This is a genomic window from Pseudomonas sp. 5Vm1k, assembly GCF_056161485.1.
The window spans coordinates 74,275-96,181 of record NZ_JBSPCZ010000005.1 but is presented as its reverse complement, the minus strand read 5'-3'; the positions used below and the strand labels follow the sequence as shown (position 1 = coordinate 96,181).

Annotated in this window: 14 protein-coding genes; all 14 read right to left on the bottom strand. The window is 60.6% G+C overall.

The genetic code is table 11. From position 1 onward, the window contains the following. Positions 1-41 precede the first annotated feature (41 nt). Complete coding sequence (gene pseC / locus ACWIKB_RS11785; protein ID WP_475266942.1) at positions 42-1,199, bottom strand: UDP-4-amino-4,6-dideoxy-N-acetyl-beta-L-altrosamine transaminase; 1,158 nt, start codon at positions 1,197-1,199, stop codon at positions 42-44. Beyond that, positions 1,196-2,197 (bottom strand): UDP-N-acetylglucosamine 4,6-dehydratase (inverting), encoded by a 1,002-nt coding sequence (gene pseB / locus ACWIKB_RS11780; RefSeq protein ID WP_475266941.1) that lies wholly within the window; start codon positions 2,195-2,197, stop codon positions 1,196-1,198. The genes pseC and pseB overlap by 4 nt, the downstream gene beginning before the upstream one ends. Positions 2,198-2,227: 30 nt before the next feature. Then, a complete protein-coding gene (locus ACWIKB_RS11775) occupies positions 2,228-5,146 on the bottom strand; it encodes a glycosyltransferase family 2 protein (RefSeq protein WP_475266939.1) in 2,919 nt (972 codons plus the stop codon). A gap of 55 nt (positions 5,147-5,201) precedes the next feature. After that, positions 5,202-5,939 carry a cephalosporin hydroxylase family protein gene (locus tag ACWIKB_RS11770; RefSeq protein ID WP_475266938.1) on the bottom strand — a complete coding sequence of 246 codons (738 nt, stop codon included), beginning with the start codon at positions 5,937-5,939 and terminating at the stop codon, positions 5,202-5,204. A 17-nt stretch (positions 5,940-5,956) separates the two neighbouring features. Beyond that, entirely contained in the window at positions 5,957-7,027 is a 1,071-nt protein-coding gene (locus tag ACWIKB_RS11765) for a class I SAM-dependent methyltransferase (RefSeq protein WP_475266936.1), read from the bottom strand. Further along, positions 7,017-7,874, bottom strand: a complete 858-nt coding sequence (locus ACWIKB_RS11760; RefSeq protein WP_475266935.1) for an NAD-dependent epimerase/dehydratase family protein — start codon at positions 7,872-7,874, stop codon at positions 7,017-7,019. The genes ACWIKB_RS11765 and ACWIKB_RS11760 overlap by 11 nt, the downstream gene beginning before the upstream one ends. Next, a complete protein-coding gene (locus tag ACWIKB_RS11755; protein ID WP_475266934.1) occupies positions 7,871-9,097 on the bottom strand; it encodes a methyltransferase domain-containing protein in 1,227 nt (408 codons plus the stop codon). Before ACWIKB_RS11755 ends, ACWIKB_RS11760 begins: the two co-directional genes overlap by 4 nt. Continuing rightward, a complete protein-coding gene (locus ACWIKB_RS11750) occupies positions 9,094-9,654 on the bottom strand; it encodes a dTDP-4-dehydrorhamnose 3,5-epimerase family protein (protein WP_475266933.1) in 561 nt (186 codons plus the stop codon). Before ACWIKB_RS11750 ends, ACWIKB_RS11755 begins: the two co-directional genes overlap by 4 nt. After that, entirely contained in the window at positions 9,651-10,733 is a 1,083-nt protein-coding gene (gene rfbG / locus ACWIKB_RS11745) for a CDP-glucose 4,6-dehydratase (protein ID WP_475266932.1), read from the bottom strand. The genes ACWIKB_RS11750 and rfbG overlap by 4 nt, the downstream gene beginning before the upstream one ends. Continuing rightward, positions 10,715-11,488, bottom strand: coding sequence for a glucose-1-phosphate cytidylyltransferase (rfbF, locus tag ACWIKB_RS11740; RefSeq protein ID WP_259500671.1), 774 nt, complete (start codon positions 11,486-11,488; stop codon positions 10,715-10,717). The genes rfbG and rfbF overlap by 19 nt, the downstream gene beginning before the upstream one ends. Positions 11,489-11,803: 315 nt before the next feature. Then, positions 11,804-14,413, bottom strand: a complete 2,610-nt coding sequence (locus ACWIKB_RS11735; protein ID WP_475266931.1) for a beta strand repeat-containing protein — start codon at positions 14,411-14,413, stop codon at positions 11,804-11,806. A gap of 134 nt (positions 14,414-14,547) precedes the next feature. Then, positions 14,548-18,144: a glycosyltransferase gene (locus ACWIKB_RS11730; protein ID WP_475266930.1), complete on the bottom strand. Its 3,597-nt coding sequence runs from the start codon at positions 18,142-18,144 to the stop codon at positions 14,548-14,550. 116 nt (positions 18,145-18,260) lie between these two features. Beyond that, positions 18,261-19,838 (bottom strand): flagellar hook-associated protein 3, encoded by a 1,578-nt coding sequence (locus ACWIKB_RS11725; protein ID WP_475266928.1) that lies wholly within the window; start codon positions 19,836-19,838, stop codon positions 18,261-18,263. 13 nt (positions 19,839-19,851) lie between these two features. Beyond that, positions 19,852-21,894 (bottom strand): flagellar hook-associated protein FlgK, encoded by a 2,043-nt coding sequence (gene flgK / locus ACWIKB_RS11720; protein ID WP_475266926.1) that lies wholly within the window; start codon positions 21,892-21,894, stop codon positions 19,852-19,854. Between the last annotated feature and the right edge of the window lie 13 nt (positions 21,895-21,907).

The window sequence follows — 21,907 nt, the reverse complement described above, 5'->3', positions numbered from 1 at the left end:
TTTTCGCGAGCAAGCCCGCTCCCACATTGGGCGCTACGGCGTTATTCGGTCAGTCGTCGCAGCTGCTCGACCACATAATCCTGTTGTTCATCACTGAGCAACGGAAACAGCGGCAAGCTGATAGCCTCGGCGTAGTAACGCTCGGCCTCGGGGAAGTCCCCTTCGGCAAAACCCAGGTCGCGGTAATACGGCTGCAAATGCACCGGGATGTAGTGCAGGTTCACCCCCACGCCGGCCGCTCGCAACCCTTCGAATACTTGCCGATGGCTGAGGCTGATGCGATCCAGTTGCAAGCGCACCACATACAGATGCCACGCCGACTCGGCCTCGGGCTGGGGGCTGGGCAAGGTCAGTGGCAAATACGCGAGCAAGCGGTCATAACGCGCCACCAGTTCACGCCGACGCGCGATGAAGTCATCCAGTTTGTTCAACTGCGACAGCCCGAGGGCCGCTTGCAGGTCAGTGATGCGGTAATTGAAGCCCAGCTCCACTTGCTGGTAATACCAGGGGCCGTGGCTGGGTTCGGTCATCTGCCCGGGGTCGCGGGTCATGCCGTGGCTGCGCAGGCGTTGCAGGCGCTCGGCCAGGTCGCGGCGATTGGTCAGCACCATGCCGCCTTCGGCGCTGGTAATGATTTTCACCGGATGAAAACTGAACACCGTCATCGCGGCGAATTCACCGCAACCCACCGGGCGCCCGGCATAGGACGCGCCGACCGCGTGCGAGGCATCCTCGATGACCGTGAAACCATAACGCTCGGCCAGTTCAGCGATCATGCGCATGTCGCAGCTCTGCCCGGAGAACGCTACTGCCACCAACACTTTGGGCAGTGTGCCGTTGTCTTCAGCCGCTTCCAGCTTCGCCTTCAAGGCGTAGGCATCAAGGTTCCAGGTCAGCGGATCGATGTCGACGAAATCCACCTCGGCGCCACAGTAGCGACCGCAATTGGCCGAGGCCAAAAAGGTATTGGGTGTGGTCCACAAGCGATCGCCTGGCCCGAGGCCGGCGGCCAGGCAAGCAATGTGCAACGCCGCCGTGGCGTTACACACCGCCACCGCAAAATCGGCCTGGCAACGTTCGGCCATGGCCTGTTCGAAACGCTCGATGGTCGGGCCCTGGGTCAGCCAGTCAGACTGCAACACGGCGACTACCGCATCGATATCCGCCTGATCGAGACTCTGCCGACCGTAGGGAATCATGCCGACAGGTCCGCGTGCAGATCGGCAATCTGGCCGACCGACAGGTAATGCGGGTTGGTGTCGGAGCGGTACTCGAAATCTTCGCTCACTGGCTTGCCCTGCTCGCCCAGCTTGTCCACGGCAAAATCCACGTCGACGCTGGTGAAACGAATCGAGGGCTGGATGGTGTAGTGATCAGCGAACTCAAGAGTCATGCGCGCATCGTCCAGCGGCACCATCAGCTCATGCAGCTTTTCACCCGGACGAATCCCCACGTGTTTGTGCGGCAAGTGCTCGGCCATGCCCCGCGCCAGATCGACGATACGAATCGACGGGATCTTCGGCACGAACACTTCACCACCGTGCATCCGGGCAAAGCTGTCGAGCACGAATTGCACGCCGTGATCGAGAGTGATCCAGAACCGCGTCATGCGTTCGTCGGTGATCGGCAGTTCGGTGGCGCCTTCATTGATCAGCTTGCTGAAAAACGGCACCACCGAGCCCCGCGAACCGGCCACGTTGCCGTAGCGCACCACGGAAAACCGGGTTTGCTGTTCGCCGGCGATGTTGTTGGCGGCGACGAACAGTTTGTCCGACAGCAGCTTGGTCGCGCCGTACAGGTTGATCGGACTGGCCGCTTTGTCGGTGGACAGCGCGACCACTTGCTTGACGCCGTTGTCGATGGCCGCAGCGATGATGTTTTCCGCGCCGTTGACGTTGGTGCGGATGCATTCGGTCGGGTTGTACTCGGCGGCCGGCACCTGCTTCAAGGCGGCGGCATGCACCACGTAATCGATACCGCGCATGGCCTGGCGCAAACGCTCGGCGTCGCGCACATCCCCGAGGAAATAGCGCATGCACGGCGCGTTGAACGTCTGCTGCATCTCGTACTGCTTGAGCTCATCACGGGAGAACACCACCACGCGCTTGGGCTGGTATTGCTCCAGCAAACGGCGGATGAAGTTGCGCCCGAACGACCCTGTGCCGCCCGAGATGAAAATCGATTTACCGTTGAACATGCCTTGAGTCCTTTTGCCTGTCAGCCAGGTTTATGCGAGCAACTGCGCCCAATTCACCAGGGCACTTTCACCCAGGGCAAAACCCTTGCCGGTCAACGCCAGATTGGCGTTGTAGGCCTGGTCCTGCACGAAGGCAGCGGTCCATTTTTCACGCAGGGCGTCGAGCACCTCTGGAGCCTGTGACACCACGCCCGGGTGAATCACCTGGACCTGCGGCGTCCATACAGTGAGGTAACCGGCCTGACCTGCCTTGAGGCACAGATCGACATCGCTCAAGCCTTGGGCAAACGTCACATCATCCAGGCCACCGAGGGCGCCGAACAGTTCTTTGCGCACCATCAGGCACACCTTCGACACTGCCGAGTAATTCTGTTCCAGCACCAGTCTTTGCAAGTAGCTGCTGCTGGCGTCGTGGCGTTCGCCGACAAAGGCCGAACCGACGCCACCATTCATTCCCAGAATCAAACCGGCCTGTGTGACCTTGCCTTCGCGATCAACCAGTTTGGCACCGACGATGCCCACTTCCGGACGCTGGGCGTGGTTGAGCAGTGACTCGATCCAGTTCGGATTAACCACTTCACCGTCCGTAGCCAGCAGCACCAGGTATTCGCCTTTTGCTTCCTGACTGGCGGCGTTGTACAGCGCCACGTTGCTCAGCGGTCGGTCAGCGCACAGGACGCGCACTTTCGGATGCTGATGAGCGCCCAGCCAATCGTTGACCTCGGCCGACTGATTCGGGTTGACCGCAATCAGCACTTCGTAGCGGGTGTAGCGGGTACGCAGCAACACGCCTTGCAGGCACCGTTGCAGCACAGCCAGATCGTCCCCGGCCGGGATAATGATCGACACCAGCGGACGCTCGGTATGGCGGTAATCGATCTGGTAGGTACCCGGTGTGGCCGACGTGATTTTGGCCTTGTAGCCACGGTTGCCGAGATGACGCAGCAACGCCAGGCGTTCATGGGCATTTTCTTCCAGCACCGGGGCCTGGGCGATCAGCAGGGGCTCGTCGAGATGAGCCAGGCCGCTCAGGCCACCCTCTTCGATGATGCGCAACAGCAGGTCAAATTCCAGGGCCTTGCTGAAGTCAGGCTGGTAGCCACCGGCATCGATCAACACGTCCCGACGGATCAGCCAGTGGCGCGCCATCAGGGCCGGCAGGCTCTGCAACAGGTCAAGATTGAAACCCGGGCGGAACACATCCACCAATGCGCCGTTATCGGTACGCTGGATTTCATCGGTGGCCACGGCGCGAACGTCGGTGGCGGACAGCAGCTCCAGGCTCGCGCGCAACAGGCCGCCGGCGGTGAACTCATCGCCGGCCTCGGCCAGCAGCAGCCAGTCGCAAGGCGACTGGTTGGCGCTCAGATTCAGCTTATCGACAAAATTGCTCTGCGTGACCCGGACAAAGTGCAGGGTATTTTGCGCCGTGGTTGCCGCCGGTGCTTCGCCGGTGGTGAAGACCACAACCTTGAACGCTTTGCTGTGGCCTTCGAGCAAGCTGTCGAGGGTGATCTGCAATTTGTCGACGTTGTTATCCAGGTCAAGCAGGAAGATGCCGAACTGTGGGCCACCATCATTGGCCGCCAAGTGCCGGGCAATCGACTCGGCCTGTTCGGTGTCAGGCTGACGGGGTGCCAGCCACTTGAGCAGGCGACCCGACAGCATCTTGTCGAACGTCGGGTGATGATCGTCGACCGACACGGTTTCAATGCGCTCGATCCAGTCACGCATCGATTGCGCGTCTTCGTCTTCGCCCAGCAGTTCCAGTTGCGCCACCAGACGCTTGACCACCGTACGGTTGAACGCATTGGCGTCGTACGCCTGCCACAAACGGTCGACCACGCTTTCCGGCGTGTCGTTGTTGCGCGGGGCCAGCAAATGTTCCTGGCGAGCCCATACGCCTTCCAGCTCTTCGAGTTGAAGACGACCGGCCGGCAAGGTGTGAAGCAGGAATTCGAACCGGGTCAACTGATCGAAAAAGGCCTGATTGTAGAACGGCATCTCAACGTACTGCTGGGGCCCGAAACGACGCTTGGGCTCCTTCAGGGCATTGTTCCAGATGGACCCGAAAATCAACTCGGCCGTCAGGGCCCGGCCGGTTTGCAGGCTGTCGATCATGGCATCGAAACTTTCTTGCACAAACGCTTTGCCCTGCGCCGGATCGAGGTCCTTGATGCCGGTTGGCAAGGAGACCAGGAACTCGACAAAGGCCTCACGCTCGGCCACCGATTTGCTATCGGTGTAGGTCAGCGAGTGATACACCTCGGTGTTGTGCTCGGAGTTGCCGTAGTTGATCTCACGCACCACGTAAGCGGTCGGCAGGATTCGCGCCTTGGCGCATGCCAGCATGTAGTAGACGTGGCCGATTTCCTGCCATTGGAAACTGGTGCCCGGCGGCAGCAGCGAATACCAGGACTTCATCAGCGAGGTACGGGTCACCGCGTAGAACGGCGGCAGGTACTGGCGCATGTACTCGACCACGCGATCTTGAGGCCGCTCGGACGAATAGTCCTCGCACACCTTTTTGTCGCGACGGTAGTAGCTGACGCTGCCGGCGAGGGTCAGGTACATCAGGCAATAGCCGTGGCACATCCCGTAGTCGCCGTTGGCTTCCAGGAAGTCCACCGACTCGGCCAGCGCCTCATGCACGATGAAGTCATCGTCGGCTGCCAGCACCATGTACGGAGTGGTCACTTGCTCCACGCCATAGGCGATTTTGGCCTGGAAGCCACTGTAGGCAAACTGCGACACGTGCCGGTATTCGACGTCGGGGATCTCGCCCTTGAAATGCTCTGTGGCGGAATCGAGCACCAGCACTTTGCAAGGCAAGTCGCCGTAATACTTCATCGCCCTGCGCAAAAAAGCCGGACGGTTGTGGGAAATCAACACCACCGTCAGCAGCTCATTCAACGGCAACATGTGCTCAGAAACGGACTTGCCTTGCATAACCTCTCCCACAACCGGCGAAACGCCTGGTTAACGCTTTAATGATGTGCCGAAATTAACGAACGCGACGCAGGTAGCCGTCCGGTGCAACGGTGAGCAGCAGCTTGTTTTGCATCTGCTGGTCGATCTCGAAGTCCTGGTTTTCTTCCAGGTACTTCCACACGGCGGTTTTCGGGTTATCGCCCGGGCCCCATGGACGGTCCGGGAAGAAGTCGGCCGGCATGTCTTCCACCACGGTGTCCATCACCACGCAGTAGCTGTCGACGGAAACCAGTGGTGCGTAGAGGCGCAGCTCTTCCAGCACGTGGTCGTGGGTGTGGTTGGAGTCCAGCACCAGGATGACTTTCTTGCCTTCGGCCGCAGCGCGGACCTGGGCGGCGATTGCCGGGTCGATGCTCGAACCTTCGATCATCTTGATGCGTTTGCTCATCGGGTGGCTTTCGATGGCTTCGCGGTTGTGCGGGCGGATGTCCAGGTCGATGCCCAGTACTTCGCCGTGGCCTTGCAGTTCCAGCAGGGACGCGTAGTAGATGATCGAGCCGCCGTGGGCGATGCCGCATTCGATTACCAGGTCCGGTTTGACGTTCCAGATGATCTCTTGCATCGCCATCATGTCTTGCGGCAACTGGATGATCGGGCGGCCCATCCACGAGAAGTGGTAGCTGTACTTGTGCTTGGCCGATTCGTTGAAGAAATCCCGGGCCAGACCGGTCAGTTTCTGGTCATCGCCCTGACGCGCGATTTCTGCCTGGCACTCGGCTTCGAAGGCTTTATTGATGGTGTTGTCGGTCATTTTAAAAGTCTCAATAGTCACTGGAACGAAGCGCTGTCTACGGCGTGATAGACGTAGCGTCCACCGGTCATCCGCTTGATTTCTTCGAGGTAGTTAGAGTTCATCACAAACAGGTGGGCGCCTTCAGGCAAGGCATCCAGGGTCTCTTGGGGCGAGGACACCCGCACGCCACTCAGGGGCAGGTAACGTCCCTGTTTGGCCGGGTTGATGTCCACCACGCGATCCACCGCCACGCCGGCCCGTTGCAGGAACAGCGAATAGATCACGCCTTTGGACGACGCGCCCCAGATCGCCGAGCCTTGCTCTGGATTGGCCTGGATGATCTGCACCGCGCGCTCAAGGCTGCGGGTGAAGTTGTCCGGCAGGTCCAGGCGCGGCACCGGCTGTTCCGGAGTCAGGCGCAAGGTCGCAAGGTCGGCGACGATGTACAGGTATTGGCCACCGAACAGGTGACCGGCCTCATGCACAGTGCCGAACATCCGGCGCAGGTCATCGAGGCGGAAATAATTGACGTGCTCGTAGAACAGGTCGAACCAGGCGCGGTGCTCCAGGATCCAGTCCAAGCACGGCACTTCGATGTAGATCTGCCCGCCCTGATTGGCCTCGGCCATTTGCGCGAGGAAATTCACCGGGTCCTGGATATGTTCCAGCACATGGCGCAGCACGATGGCGTCCGCCGCCAGGCCCAAACCCCGCGTGAACGGAGCCTTGATCACGTCGGCATTGCTGCCTTCGTAGGCCGGGTCGATGCCGGTGATGGCGTAGCCCAGACCTTTGAGGAGTTCGAGAAAATAGCCTTTGCCGCAACCGACTTCGATCAGCTCCTGGCCCTTGAAGTGACGGGCAATAATCCCTTCCACATCGCTCAGGTGCTGTTGGAACTGGCCGGAATGCGCCTGCTCGTTCTGGTAATCGGCATCGTAGCTGAGCTTGTCGGCATCGAAGGCCTGATTGAAGACCAACCCGCTCTGTTCATCCTGCACCAGGACCATGTCGGCGCTGGCAGAAGCCCGAGCCGATTGCGGGTCGGCGAAGGTGCGATTCTGCAACACCGGCAGGTCAGCGACCCGATACAACTCATGCTTCATGATTGCCTCCCAACAGCTGTTGCAAACGCTCCGCCACGCCCCAGAACGCCATCGGCTCATGGGTCGGGTATGGATAGTGGCCCAGGTTCAGGTTGATCGAAGCGCCGCGTTCTTGCAGTCGCCGCTCCACCAGTGCTCTGACCGATATCGGCTGGCCGCTGGAACAATTGACCAGCCCGTTGAAATCCCGCTGTTGCACAATCGCCGCCAGGTAACCGGCAGCGGTATCAATGGCCAGGTAATCGCGTAGCTGTTCACCGGCCGACATGTTGAAGGTGTTGTCCCCGGCATCAATCGCCCGGTCCAGCGCCGCCAACAAACTGTTGGGGTTCTGGCCTGCGCCGTGCAGGTAAAACAGCCGCGCCCATTGCAAGGTGAACGGTTGAGTTTGCTGCAAATTTTCGAGGAACAGACGCAGGGTGTTTTTGGCCAAACCGTAGGGATTGCTCGGCTGCGGCGCGGATTGCTCGGTGAGCGGCCCGCTCTGCATGCCATATTCGAAACAGGTGCCGGTGACCAAAACCTGCGACACGCCCGCTTCGACCGCACCCTTGATGAACCGGTAGTCGGCCATCAGGTTGTGCTCAAAATGGAACAGCGCCTGATAGTTCGGCAAACCGGGCCAGGCCAGATGCGCCAGGGCATCGACGCCCTCGGTCAACGCCGGGATATCCAGGTCGGCGGCGTGAATATCCGCCGCGATGAATTCCACGTCATTGATCCACGGCAAACCTGCAGCGGTCTCAGCATTGCGCGCCACGGCGCGGACCTCGCAGCCACGTGCGAGCAATGCCGCAACCAGATGCCGGCCGACGAACCCGGTAGCGCCGGTGACCAGTACCTTCACAGGACAGTCAACTCGGGCACGGCGATCACGAAGCGGCCGTCCCACTCACGGACCTGGGCCAGTTGCTGGCTGACTTCATGCAACAGGTTCCATGGCAGGACCAGCACATAATCCGGTTTTTCGATGTCGATCTGCGCCGGCGAAACAATCGGGATGCGGCTACCCGGCAGGTACTTGCCCTGCTTGTGCGGGTTGGCATCGGCGACCCAGGCCAACAGGTCTGGCTTGACTCCGGCGTAGTTGAGCAAAGTGTTGCCCTTGGCTGCCGCGCCGTAGCCGACCACGCGTTTGCCGTCGGCCTTGGCCTGCAACAGGAAGCGCAGCAGTTCGTGCTTGATGCGTTCGGCCGCCGGCGCCAGGGTCGCGTAGTACTCGGGGGTTTTCACGCCCGCAGCGAGTTCGGCTTGCAACTGTTGCTGCACCGCCGGTTGCACCTCACGACGCTGACCATCGAGGCGCTGCACGAATACCCGCAGCGAACCGCCATGGGTCGGCAACTGACTGACGTCGAACACTTCCAGGCCATTGCGCGCGCACAGGGTTTGCACGGCGGTCAGGGACAGGTAGGAATAGTGCTCGTGATACAGCGTGTCGAACTGCTGGCCAGCCATCAGCGTCAGCAGTTGCGGAAACTCGAAGGTCGCCACGCCGGTTGGTTTGAGCAGGGTCGCAAAACCGCCGAGGAAATCATTGATGTCCGGGACATGGGCCAGCACGTTGTTGGCGGCCATCAGGTCGGCGGACCAGCCTTCACTGACCAGTTGCGCCGCGGTGTCGCGACCGAAAAACAGCTCACGAATCTCCAGGCCTTTTTCCCGCGCCGCTTGCGCGGTGCTGCGGGTCGGCTCGACGCCCAGGCACGGAATGCCGCGCCCGGCGACGTACTGCAACAGGTAACCGTCATTGGCGGCAATTTCCACCACACGGCTGTCGGCGCTCAAGCCAAAGCGCTCGACCATCTCGCTCACATAGCGCTCGGCATGGGCCAGCCAGGTGCTGGAGAACGAACTGAAATACGCATACTCGGCGTCGAACAGGCTATCGGCGCTGGTGTAATCCTCGGTCTGCACCAGCCAGCAGTGCTGGCACACCGCGACTTTCAACGGCACCCACTGCTCGGCCTGCTCCAGTTGATCGGCACGCACATAGGCGTTGGACGGCGGCGAAGTGCCGAGGTCAATCAGCGGCAAGGCCAGCGGCGTAGCGCAACCACGGCAGTTCATAGACGCACTCCGGCGAAGTGTTCATCGAGCACGGGATGGCTGGCGTCCCGGGCTGACAGATTATTGACAGGCAACGGCCAGGCGATTGCCAGCCGTGGATCGTTCACCGATAAACCGCCCTCGTGCGCCGGCGCGTAATCAGCGCTGTGCAGGTACAGCAACTCGGCGTCATCGGTGAGGGTCTGGAAACCATGGGCGAACCCGGCCGGGATCAACAGGCTGCGACCGTCACCGGCCCGCAGGTGTTCGGCGTGCCAGTGCAGGAAGGTCTCGGAGTCAGGGCGCAAATCCACCGCCACGTCCCAGACTTCACCGCGCAGGCAGGTGATCAGCTTGGCTTCCGGCGCGTTGGCGTTCTGGTAATGCAAGCCACGCACACTGCCCCGCGCGCGGGTGCAGGAATGGTTGATCTGGCGGATATGAAACGCCTGGCCAAACGCGCTCAGGCTGCCTTCGCAGAACAACCGGGCGAAGTGCCCGCGATCGTCTTCAAAGCGCTTGTGCTGCACGCTGAACAAGCCGTTCAGCGGCAACGCTTTCAGTAGAAACTCGCTCACAACGCGCCTCGGTACAGGTTCAACTGACGCAGGGTAACGCCACGCATGTCGTCGCCGTTTTGCCACGCCAGGTGCCAGTCGAGGGTCTGGGTCAGACACTGCTGCAACGACCAGCGCGGTTGCCAGCCGAGCAATTGACGGGCGCGGCTGCTGTCCAGACGCAGCAGGCCAGCCTCATGCAACTCGCTCGGCTCGATGCGCAAACCACGGGCTTGCGGCCAGCGGTTGGCAAGCAGTTCGACGACTTCGCCGACACTGCACATGTCCGCTTCGCTTGGGCCGAAGTTCCACGCACCGGCATACTCCGGGCCTTGTTCGTAGAGGCCGGCCGCCAGTTGCAGATAACCGGCCAACGGCTCCAGCGCGTGCTGCCAGGGGCGCACGGCCTGCGGGTAGCGCAGGGTCACGGGTTCGTCGGCGGACCAGGCTTTCAGCACGTCGGGAATCAAGCGTTCCGGGGCAAAATCGCCACCGCCCAATACGTTGCCAGCGCGTGCCGTGGCCAGGGCCAGACCGTGTTCGTCATGCTTGTCGGCCGGGAAGAACGACGCCGCATAAGACTGCGCCAACAATTCGCAGCAGGCCTTGCTGCTGCTGTAAGGATCGTGACCGCCAAGGGCTTCGTCTTCGCGGTACGGCCACAGCCATTCCTTGTTGGCGTAGACCTTGTCGGTGGTCACCAGCACGCAGGCACGCACGCAACCGACCTGGCGGATCGCCTCCAGCAGATTGAGGGTGCCCATGACGTTGCTGGAATAGGTGCCCAACGGGTCGCGATAACCTTCACGCACCAACGGCTGCGCCGCCAGGTGCAAAACGATTTCCGGCTCGGTGTCGGCGATCACTTCAAGCAAGGCGCCCAAATCTCGCAGGTCACCACGCTGATCGTTGATGCCTTCATGCACCCGCGCCAGTTCAAACAGGCTGGGCTCGGTAGACGGGTCAAGGGCAAACCCGCTGACCTCGGCCCCCAGGCTTTGCAGCCACAGCGTCAGCCAACTGCCCTTGAAACCGGTGTGCCCGGTGACCAGAACCCGCTTGCCGCGCCAGAATTCCGGGCTCAGTCCCATTGTTTCCATGGGGCCTCCCCACTCAACCACAATGCTTCGAGGTGATTCTTGTCACGCAGGGTGTCCATCGGATGCCAGAAGCCGTCGTGCTGGAAGGCCTGCAATTGTTCTTCGCTGGCAAGCGCCGCCAACGGCTCGGATTCCCAAGAGGTCTGATCGTCGGCGATGTACGGCAGCACTTTGGGCGAAAGGACAAAGAAACCACCATTGATCCAGCCGCCATCACCGCGCGGTTTCTCGACGAAGCCTTTGACGCTGTCGCCGTCGCGCTCCAGGGCGCCGTAGCGGCCTGGCGGTTGCACGGCGGTCACGGTCGCGAGTTTGCCGTGGGCCAGGTGAAAGTCCACCAACGCACCGATATTGAGGTCTGAGACGCCATCGCCGTAGGTGAAGCAGAAGGCCTGCTCGCCTTCCAGATAACGCGCGGCACGGCGCAGACGGCCACCGGTCATGGTGTCTTCACCGGTGTCGATCAGGGTCACGCGCCACGGTTCGCTGTAATTCTGGTGAACGTCCATGCGGTTGTTGCACATGTCGAAGGTGACGTCGGAGGTATGCAGGAAGTAGTTGGCGAAGAAGTCCTTGATCGCGTAGCCCTTGTAGCCAAGGCAGATCACGAAATCGTGGATTCCGTGCGCGGAGTACTGCTTCATGATGTGCCAGAGAATTGGCTTGCCGCCGATCTCGATCATCGGCTTGGGCTTGAGGTGCGACTCTTCGCTGATTCGCGTGCCCAGGCCACCCGCCAAAATAACTGCCTTCATCCTCTTCCCCTCTTGTTCGTCACAGGGCTCAGCCAAGCTGTATCAAGCTTTTGCAGGCCTTCTGGATAAAACGCTCAACGCCGCTGTGTGCACTGCCCGCCGAGGCGCGAGTGCTCGTTTTATGGCGATATGAAGGGGGACTTGCAGGAAACGCGCCAGCTCTGTGGGCTGGAAGCCACCCAGAGGGAAGAGAACCTGTGGGAGCGGGCTTGCTCGCGAAGGCGGGGTGTCAGGGACGTAAGTGTTGCCTGACACCCCGCCTTCGCGAGCAAGCCCGCTCCCACAGGGGATGGTGGTGGGGTTTAGATCAGGTTGTTAGCCGAGCATGGCGAAAGCATCGGCGCTGGTCGGCAAATTGAAGGCCTGGCCGTCAGCGGTCTGGATGTGTTCGATGCTGGCGAAACCGGCGAACCAATCCTGAAGCTTCACGCCGTTATCCGGAACTGCTCCGGACGCAGGGCTGGTGCTGCTGAGGTAAAGATCATCGCCCACCCGTGTGACATTCAGGTCGGCGGCGGTGGCGACGTTGTTCAGGATCAGCGTGTCGTTGGTGAAATAGCCCTGGCCGTCATCCCTGATCGTCACCAGATTGCTGGTGTTGACGATATAGGTGTCGTCATTCTCCCCGCCATTGGCAAAGCCGCCGGCGTTCATGATCAATTGGTCGTAACCCTCACCGCCCAGCAATACAAAGTTGCTGCCCGTACCGGTCAACACATCGTCCTCACTCCCCCCATCGGCCGTTCCACTGGCGACCGTGATGGTGTCATTGCCATATTCGCCATAGGCGAAACTTCCCCGATCATTGACCGCGGTAACAATAACGTCGTCACCGTTGCCGCCGTACAGCATGTCGGCCTGAGCAACTTTGCCCGTATCGGTCTCGGTCGAAGACCCGTTTACCGGCCCCAAACCGCCATAGAGGTGATCGGCGACCCAACCACCATGGATGACGTCATCGCCCAGGCCACCTTCAAAGTAATTACTTTCAATGTTTCTACCGGTCAGCGTGTCGTTGAAGTGACTGCCACGCAGGATCTCAATATCAAAATATTGGTCACCGTCAGCGATACCCGAGTTCTGCAACGTCTGCTGATCGATGCTGACCCCCACAATGCTGTCGCCATAACTGACGGTATCCACACCTTCACCACCGATGAAAAGGTCTGCGCCAGCGCCACCAAACAGCAGGTCGTTACCCGCGCCGCCCTGGAGAGTGTTCATCGAATCATTACCGTAACCCGTGAAGTCACCGGTGCCGGTATACGTCAGGTTCTCGATGAATGATTCCAGGGTCTTCACCGCCAGGCTGGTGCGCACCTCATCGTTGCCGACGGGGAAATCCTGCTCGATGATTGTCACGCCCTCGGCACTGATGTTGTAGATGTCGTCGCCCCAGCCACCTTCAAACGTCACGCCGCCGACGGAGCTGGTGAAGGTGTCGGCACCGAGCGAACCGATGACCTTTTCCACATTGACCAGGGTGTCGCCTTCAGCTCCGTTGCCAACGCCGGGCATGCCGACACCTTCGCGGATATCGACGCTCACCGCGCCATTGGACCAGGAGTAATCCACGGTATCGAAACCGGTCCCGCCATCGAAGCCGTTCGGCTCATCATTCGCCCGGAAATAGTCGTCGAAATTCGAGCCACGAATCAGCTCGATACTGGTGTAGGTATCCCCCACCGCTATGCCTGTGCTCATTTGCCCGGTCAGCAGGTCTACCGCGACACCTTCGGTGCTGTCGGCATAGCTCGCAGTGTCCAGGCCCGCACCGCCGATCAAGTGGTCCGCGCCCTCCCCGCCCACCAGCACATCGTTACCGACGCCGCCGGTAATAGTGTTGTTGCCGACATTACCGTAACCGGTGAACGAGCCCTTCCCGGTGTAGGTCAGCGACTCAATGTTAGCGTCCATGGTGTAGGAAGCCAGGCTGGTACGGATCTCGTCGTTGCCCACAGGAATGTTGCGCTCGGAGATCGTGATACCGCGAGAGTTGATAACGTAGACGTCATCCCAGATGGTGCCAACGACGTGTTCGATGTTTTTCAGCGTAACGCCTTCAGCATCGCCGCCAATGCCCGGCTTACCCGTACCATTGCGGATATCGAGGGTGATCCCGGCCTCCGACATCGAGTAATCCACCGTGTCAAAACCGTCGGCGCCGTCCACTGACTTGAACGCTGTTCCGCCCAAAAACACGTCATCGTGGTTGGAGCCGCGAATGGCTTCGATATCGGTAAATGTATCGCCGGCGGCGATTCCGGAGCTGTTGTTACCGTACTTCAGATTAATGTCCAGGGTCAGACCCTCGGCGCTGTCGGTATAGCTCGCGGTGTCCCACCCTGCGCCGCCGATCAAATGGTCGGCCCCGCCGCCGCCCAACAACACATCGTTGCCGGCACCGCCAGTGATCACGTTATCGCTGGCATTGCCGTAGCCGGTGAATTTGCCGGTGCCGGTATAGGTCAGGCGTTCGATGTTGGCATCCAGGGTGTAATGGGACAGGCCGGTCAGCACCTGATCGTCATTACCACCTGCCCAGCCGCTCTCTTCAATGATCTTGGTGCCAGCGGCATTGACGATGTAGGTGTCATTGCCCCGCCCGCCTTCAAGAGTCCGACCGGCCAACGTGGTGGTGAAAGTGTCGTCGTAGTCACTGCCAATGACCTTCTCGATATTCTTCAGCGTATCGCCTTCAGCGTCACCGCCGATACCCGGCCGGCTGACGCCGCTGCGCAGGTCGATATTGATGCCGGCCGAGGACCAGGAGTAATCCGCCGTATCGAACCCTGCGCCACCGTCGAGCGTGTCCGCGCCAGCGCCGCCGATCAGGACATCATCGCCGCGCCGTCCGTTGATCACGTCATCCTCATTGCTACCGATCAGCGTATCCGTGCCATTTGTTCCGTTTATAACTGCCATGTCTTCTTCCTTGCCTTGGTGTGAAAAAACCAAATCCTTGGGCAACTATCGACTGCTGGAACCGGAAGCTTGAACCCGCAGGCAAAAAAAAGGCGACCCTGGGTCGCCTTCTTTTCAAGAACAGGTTGAAACACTCAGTCCGCCAACCAACCGTTCTCCCAGTAACGCAGGTTGTCGCCGCGCAACACGTAGTCGCGCAGGACCACTTCGCGCAACTCATCGCCCATCCGGTAGCTGGCGTCCGGGTCGGCGAGGTGCATGCGGATGGCTTGCAGCCATTCATCGGTGCTGTTGGTTTTGACCCGAGTACACGGCAAGTACCCGCGATAAGCCTCGGTGTCGGTGCAGATCACCGGGTAACCGCAAGCCCCGTATTCCAGCAGGCGCAGGTTGCTCTTGCAGTCGTTGAAGATGTGGAACTCAAGCGGTGCCAACGCCAGGTCGAGGTTCAGGCTGGCCAGTTTGGCCGGGTAGACATCCAGCCCGATCACTCCGTGGAACTCATGCATGTACGGGCGCAAATCATCCGGGCACATGCCGAAGAATACCCAATCGACTTCATTCGCCAGTTCGCGGACCACCTCGGCAATCACCGCCAGGTCGCCGTGGTGACTGGTGCCGCCGCCCCAGCCGACCCGCGGTTTTTTCGAGGTGCGGCGCTGGCTGCGCATATCGTTCCACAAGTGCCGAGACAGCATGTTCGGCACCACGCGAATGTCCTGATGCATGTCCGACAATGCATTACCCAGCGCCTCGGTGGAGACCACCACGCGGTCGCACATACCGATCGCCCGCCGCACCAAACGCTCCATCTCGTCCTTGTTCGGCATATTGCGGATATGCGCGTTGCGATGGGGAACGTGGATGACATAGTCATCCAGCTCGTAGATCCGTCGGGCATTGGAGTAGGTTTGCAGCGGCACGATTTCGTTGATCGTGCCTTCGGAGTACCGTCCCTGCAGGATGATTACATCAGGTGACTGGCGCTCGATTTCAATCATCGAGGGCATGTTGTAGTGAATGCGCCCCTCGGCCCGGCCCGCGGCTTCCAGCTCGATCATCGGCTGCGTCACGCGGTAATGGCCAATGGCGGAGGCATTGATCGGCACGGCGAGGATCTTCGGCAACTGCGCCTTGGAAAATGGGCTCCATCCGGTACGCAAACCCGGTTCAAGACTGAAGCTCGATCCACCCACCCCTTGCAATGACAGGTTGATGTTGTAAGCCGGGTCACGGGCGATAATCGGCAGCCAGCGCTTGTAGAACACTTCCTGTTCCTGCCTGCGCAACGCCTGCTCACCGTCCTGCGCGGCCACGACCGGGCGTGCGCCCAGCGCCAGTTTGGCGTAGGGCGTCCACACCACCAGGTAACCGTCCTGGCCGATGCGCAGGCACAAGTCCACTTCATTGAGGGTTTGCGCGAGGTGTTGCTCGTCCAGCCCACCGACCGCCTCGAACACAGCCTTGCGCACCATCAGGCAATCGCCGCCGACAGCGCTCAGGTTGTGCGCGACCTGTAACCGGAACATGTAGCCCGCCGCCTGCAGGGATTCGCCGTAAAACGGCACACCGGCCGGCCCTTGCAACCCCAGAATCAAACCCGCGTGCAGCACCCGACCGTCCGGGTTGAACAACTTGGCACCGACCACGCCGACTTCCGGGCGCTGGGCGTGATTGAGCAGCTCATCCAGCCAGTCGCCCTGAGTAATCACCGTGTAGGGGTTGAGCATCAGGACGTAGTCACCGACGGCCTGCTTCACCGCGAAGTTGTACAGCGCCGCGGCATTGCCTTGCTGCGCAGACGTCAGCACGCGAATCCGCTCGCTGCCCAGCCCTGCCATACCGGCCAGCCAGGCACGCGCTTCGGCACTTTCGCTGCCATTGTCGACCAACAACAACTCGTAATCGCTGTAGGCCGTTTTCTCCAGCAGGCTTTCGACGCAGCGCTGCACAGCGACGGTCTGATCCTTGCTGACGATGATGATCGACACCAACGGCCGAGCCGCATGTTGATAGTCGACACGGTTGATCAGCTCGGCGCTGGCACTGCGGTTTTCATAGCGCACACCCAAACGCTGCAAGTGCGCGTCCAGTAGCAACGGGCTGTTATCCACCACGTCAGGGTGAGCCAGCCACTTGGCCAGATCGAACGTCGACTCCAGCAACACCTCGGCGATGTGCCCGATGACTTGGGTGCCATCCTGCTCAACCATGCGCCAAAGCGCATCGTGTGGCGCGAGTTCCCCATGCACCGAGTCAAAACCGCCCAGGGCCAGAAAACGTTCGCGCTCGAATGCCAGGGCTCGCCCCACGTAGGGGTAACTGCGCATCAGGTCGAGATTGAAGTCGGGTTTGAATGCAGGCTCGGCCGATTCCCCCTGACGCAAGCTGCCTTCGTCGCTGTACAGGCACGTCAGGGAGGGCGACAGGACAATCCGCTCTGCCATGGCCAGCAAGGCCGGGGCCACCAGGCGATCACCGGCACGCAGCAAGTAAAACCAGTCAGCACCTTGCAACTGCGGCAACAGTTCATTGACCTGCGCCAGCCAGTCCGCTTGCAACGGCAAACGGAAAACCCGTTCATCCAGAACGGCTTCGGTGCAAGAAGCGGACAACACCAGTGTCAGCTCGGGCGCGAAGTCTTGCGCGGCGAGCGACTGCAGTGTGAGGTCCAGCGCTGACCGGCTGCCGAGCTCATCGATGATGACCGGAACGATTTTAGGGGTATGGGTCCAGCCGGCAATGGTGTCCGGCAATAGCAACCGTTGACCATCGTTGAGGACACGGCATGCGAGCCACTGCGCATAGAGCTCGGAAAAACTCGTGCTGGCAATGCCGACAAGCCATTCCTGAGCACTTTGCTTGGTGCCCAGGGTTCGGCTCAAGGGCAACTCTTCCCAGACCCGGGGCGACTCTTCGGTCCGGGTCAACGGCAGATAACGAACCCAGCCCGGCGCCGGCGCAGACTCGCCGCTGCGAGCCTTGAGCATCTGCAATACCCATTCACGCTCAACCTCTACAGCGTCTTTCATCGCCTGTTGAGCGCTCAATCGCTCCGGGTACAGGCGCTCGACACTGAGCACATTGTTGGACATCACCAGATTGCCGCGCCGCAACAGGCACACATACAAGGCAAAATCGAGGGTCGCCACAAAGCAGTGGCCCGCCTGGGACAGCGCTGGCAACAATTCCAGCACGTCCGCCCGACGGAACAGCGCATTGCTGAAACCACCGAGGATGTTGACCGGGAAATTCTCGAAAATCGCCAGCAGGTCGTCGCCCTTGAACAGGCCACTTACTGGCGAGAGCGACGTGTTTTCCAGGCGCGAAGGCAGCAGCATATCGTCGGCATCCCAGAACAAACGCTGGGCCAGCACCAGACTCACTTCATCACGCGTCATCAGCTCATGGGCCTGCTGCTCGATGCAGGCGGTGAACAGATGATCGTCATCACAGAGAAACTTGATGAACTCGCCCTGCGCTTCTTCCAGGCAGGCCTGCAAATTACCCACCATTCCCAGCGTGCGCGGGTTGCGCACATAGCGCACGGCAACCCCCGTTTGCTCGGAAACGGAAATGACCGCCTCTTCGATTTCAGTGCCACGACTGTCGTCGCACACAATGATCTCGAGATTGCCATAACCCTGACTCACGGCACTGTGCAACGCCCGACTGAAAAAGCGCGGATTGAAGGCAGGGATGACAAGGCTGACAAGCGGGAGTGAATTCACGGCGGACTCGCAGGCGGCGAGAGCTCGCCCAGGAAAGCGAGCCCTTTGAACCGCGGAAAAAGACAGTAGATATTGGAGGGGCAGCACTCACCGGGCGCCTGGGCGCCCGGCGACGGTCAGATCTTGTTGAACAGGCCCAATGACGTGATCTTGCTGAACGCCAATTGTGCGGCTTGCAGCATGGTCTGTTGCAGCGTCAGACGGGTCATCACTTCGGCAGGGTCGGAGTCACGAATCGAACCTTGGGTGGCGGTGTTCGCCAGGCTCAGGCTCTGGTTGGTCGTGGACTGATCGTCCAGCGACTGACCGCGCGCACCAATCGAGGTGACGGCCGCGCCCAACTGGTCGCTGGCGCTGTCCAGATTCGCGAGGCCCGAATCCATGGCCGCCTGGAATTGCTGCTTGGCCACGGTGTTGCCATCGATCGGCGTCTTCAGTGCCGTGATCATCTTGCCCAAGGTGTCGAGCACGTTCTGGGTCTGGTGATCATTGGCCTGCACGGCGAACTGGTCGCCGGCGGCCGGTGTGCCGCCGCCCAGGGCGAAGGTCACGCCTGCCGCCGTGGCCGTGGCGGGAGGACCGGCCACAACAGCGCCCGACGATACCGGACGGCTATCGGCCGTCACTGGCGCTGCGTACAAATCGAACGCGGTGGCGCTGGTGAACTTGAGGACCGCCCCGCCCGACGGGAACGCCGCGTTGTAGGCTGTCGGGTTGGTCACGGAGGAACCGGTGATGACGGCTGTAGACGAGTTGCCGGCGCTGCGCACGGCACCGATGGTGTCCGGGTTGGCCGTCAACTGGAAGGTGTGGCCGGCAATGACCGTGTCCGGCACATCGCCCGACTTGAGGTTGATGTTCAGGTTCAGGTCGACGCCACGGAAGTTGACCACCTGGTTGGCGCCGTTGCTGTTGCTGAACGCACCGTTCTGGCTGGCCTCGGTCGTCACGTCGTTGCCCAGTCCGTCGGTGATCTTCAACTGGGTGCTGCTCAGGAAGGTGACCGTGTACGGCTGGCCGCTGGCGAACTTGGAGTCGTACGTTGCACTGTTGCTCACCTGGCCGTTGGACAGGACCACGCGACCATCATCCACCGCCGGGGCAGTCATGGCGGCCTGGGTGCGGCTGGTATTGATGGTCTGCTGGAACGCGTCCCAGCCGGTGGTGTTGGTAGCCACGGTCAAACCATCGCCAATGCCCAGGTTGATGCTGGTCTGGTCACCGTTGTAGGTGTAGGTGCCGTCGGAATTCTGCGAGTACGGCGGGGTGTCGGTTTTCGAACCGGAGAACAGGAAGTTGCCGGACGCATCCTTGGAGTTCATCAGGCCCAGTACTTGTTGCTGGATCTGGCCCAGTTCCGCCGCATACGCTTTGCGGTCATCATCGGTGGCAATGCCGTTGTTGGCACTGAGGCCGATTTCCTTGGCGCGCTGCAAGGCGGTGCCAATGGAGTCCAGGGTCGTTTCCTGCAAGCTCAACGAACTCTTGGTCGTGCTGATGTTGCCGGTGTACTGATCAAGCATCGCGCTCTGCTGACCCAGTTGCAGCAAACGACCGGCGCCGATCGGATCATCGGCAGCGGTGTTGATGCGTTGCAAGCTACTGGCTTCGTTGCTGGTCGCGATCGCCTTGTTGAAGTTGCGCTGATAGTTGGCAGCGGTTGTCTCGTAATACTGGGCGGTAGAAATGCGCATGAATTACGACTCCTTAAAGGCTGTTGATCAGCGTGCTGAAAGTTTCCTGCGCAGCCTTGATGATCTGCGAAGAGGCGGTGTAGTACTGCTGGTATTTGACCAGGTTGCCGGTTTCCTCATCCAGGTCGACCCCGGAGAGCGAATCACGAGCGCCCTTGGCTTGCGTCAGGATCGCCGTGGTGGCGTCACTGTCAGACTTGCCTTGAGCAGCCTTGCTACCAACGTTGGTCACCAGCGTGTTGTAGGCGTCGGTGAGGCTGATGCCCTTGCTCGACGAACCGGTGTCTACGGTCTGTTTGGTTTGCAGGCCGACCAGCGCTTGAGCGTTGCGGTTGTCCGAGGACGCCGCGCCGGTCAGGGACATCGAGAAGCTTTCGCCATCGGCAGGTGAACCACCCACGGTGGTCTGCACGGTGAAGGTTTTCTGCACCGGCGGCGTACCGCCATCCGTGATCGCAGTGCCAGTGGCATCGACCATCGGGACATTAAGGTTCAGGGTGTTGTTCTGGCCCGGGACAATAGTGCCGCTGCCCAGCGGATTGCCTTGGGCGTCGCTCAGTTTATAGGTCTGGCTGCCACCGCTTGGAGTACCGAAAGTGATCTTGACCGGCGTCGAGTACTTGAGTCCGGTTTGCATGTCAGCCTGGGCCGCCGGACTGTAGATATCGATGGTGCTGGTCAGCGTCGGCTGGGTGTACGTGCCGGTGGCTTTGGAGCTGGCCACGCCGCTCAATGGAGCTGCCGCCGCGATTTTTTTCGGGTCGGTGAGCACGGTCTGGATACTGGCTGCGGCGCCGCGGGTCGGGGTCACCTTGAAGGTGTCGCCGGCGCTCATGGCACCGCCATTCAGCGCCAGGCTGAAACCATCGATCACCGGTGGCGGCGTGGTCAAGGTGCTGAAGGCCCCCATATTGGTGCCATCGGAACGCTTGACGCTGTAGTCGGTGGCGGTGGTGAACGTCACCTGATAATCGCTGGTGGTCAGCTTGCCGGAGTCCTTGATGGTGACATCCAGGTTGCCAGAACCGGCGCTGTTATTGAGCTGGGCGACGCTGCGCTGGCTGAGCATTGCGGCGCTGTTGATGTTGTTGAAAATCGCCGCGCCAAACTCACCGTTCTTGTCGATGCCTTGCGCTTGCTGACTATTGATCTGGTCAGCCACCACCAGGGCCACACGCCCCAGTTCATTAAGCGAAGGGTCGAGCACGTCTTTGCGGTAAGTGAGCAGACCACCGATTTCGCCACCGCTGACCACCGAGGTGATGTCGATGGTGCTGGAGCCACGGTTCATCTGCAGCCCCATGCGCGACGGGTCATCTTTGGTCGGAACGGTTTCCAGGGTGTTGGTGGTGTTGCCCATCACCAATGGCTGGCCGCTGCCGACGTAGATGTCGTAGCTGGTACCGCGCTCGACGACCTGCGCACCGACCAACTCGGACAGTTGGCGCACCGTCTCGTTACGGGTATCGAGCAGGTCGTTCGGCTGGCCGCCGCTGGTGGAGATTTCACCAATCTTCTGGTTCAGGTTGGCAATCGAGGTGGCCAGTTTATTCACCTGCGCCGCCATGTCTCCAAGACTGCCGTTGAGCGTGGTGTTCTGATCATTCAGTTGCTTGGCGATGGTGTTGAAACGATTGCTCAACGCTTGAGCACCGGTCAACACCGACTGGCGCGAAGTATCGTCGGTCGCGGACGTCGAGACGCCCTGCATCGAAGTGAAGAACTTCTGCAACACGCCGGTCAGGCCGGTATTGGTGTCGGAAAGCGTGGCGTCCAGCGGCGTAGCCTGAGCCTGGTAAGAGGCTGCTTCGCTGTTGAGCGAGGTGGCGGTACGCAGCTGCGCATCGAGGTAGGAGTTATACACCCGGCGAACATCCGCCAGAGTCGTGCCCGTACCGATGAAGACATTCCCGTACTGCTGCGAGGCCTTGGTGCCCTGCACGGTTTGCTGACGTGAATAACCGGCGGTGTCGACGTTGGCAATGTTGTTGCCTGTCACAGCCAGAGAGGATTGGCTAGCCGCCAGACCCGACATCCCGATATTGAGCAAACTCATGGTTCAGACCTTA

Bases quoted from the DNA above. Each gene is read 5' to 3' on its own strand.
- pseC (WP_475266942.1), bottom strand. From the start codon at position 1,199: ATGATTCCCTACGGTCGGCAGAGTCTCGATCAGGCGGATATCGATGCG.
- pseB (WP_475266941.1), bottom strand. From the start codon at position 2,197: ATGTTCAACGGTAAATCGATTTTCATCTCGGGCGGCACAGGGTCGTTC.
- ACWIKB_RS11775 (WP_475266939.1), bottom strand. From the start codon at position 5,146: ATGCAAGGCAAGTCCGTTTCTGAGCACATGTTGCCGTTGAATGAGCTG.
- ACWIKB_RS11770 (WP_475266938.1), bottom strand. From the start codon at position 5,939: ATGACCGACAACACCATCAATAAAGCCTTCGAAGCCGAGTGCCAGGCA.
- ACWIKB_RS11765 (WP_475266936.1), bottom strand. From the start codon at position 7,027: ATGAAGCATGAGTTGTATCGGGTCGCTGACCTGCCGGTGTTGCAGAAT.
- ACWIKB_RS11755 (WP_475266934.1), bottom strand. From the start codon at position 9,097: ATGAACTGCCGTGGTTGCGCTACGCCGCTGGCCTTGCCGCTGATTGAC.
- rfbG (WP_475266932.1), bottom strand. From the start codon at position 10,733: ATGGAAACAATGGGACTGAGCCCGGAATTCTGGCGCGGCAAGCGGGTT.
- rfbF (WP_259500671.1), bottom strand. From the start codon at position 11,488: ATGAAGGCAGTTATTTTGGCGGGTGGCCTGGGCACGCGAATCAGCGAA.
- ACWIKB_RS11735 (WP_475266931.1), bottom strand. From the start codon at position 14,413: ATGGCAGTTATAAACGGAACAAATGGCACGGATACGCTGATCGGTAGC.
- ACWIKB_RS11725 (WP_475266928.1), bottom strand. From the start codon at position 19,838: ATGCGCATTTCTACCGCCCAGTATTACGAGACAACCGCTGCCAACTAT.
- flgK (WP_475266926.1), bottom strand. From the start codon at position 21,894: ATGAGTTTGCTCAATATCGGGATGTCGGGTCTGGCGGCTAGCCAATCC.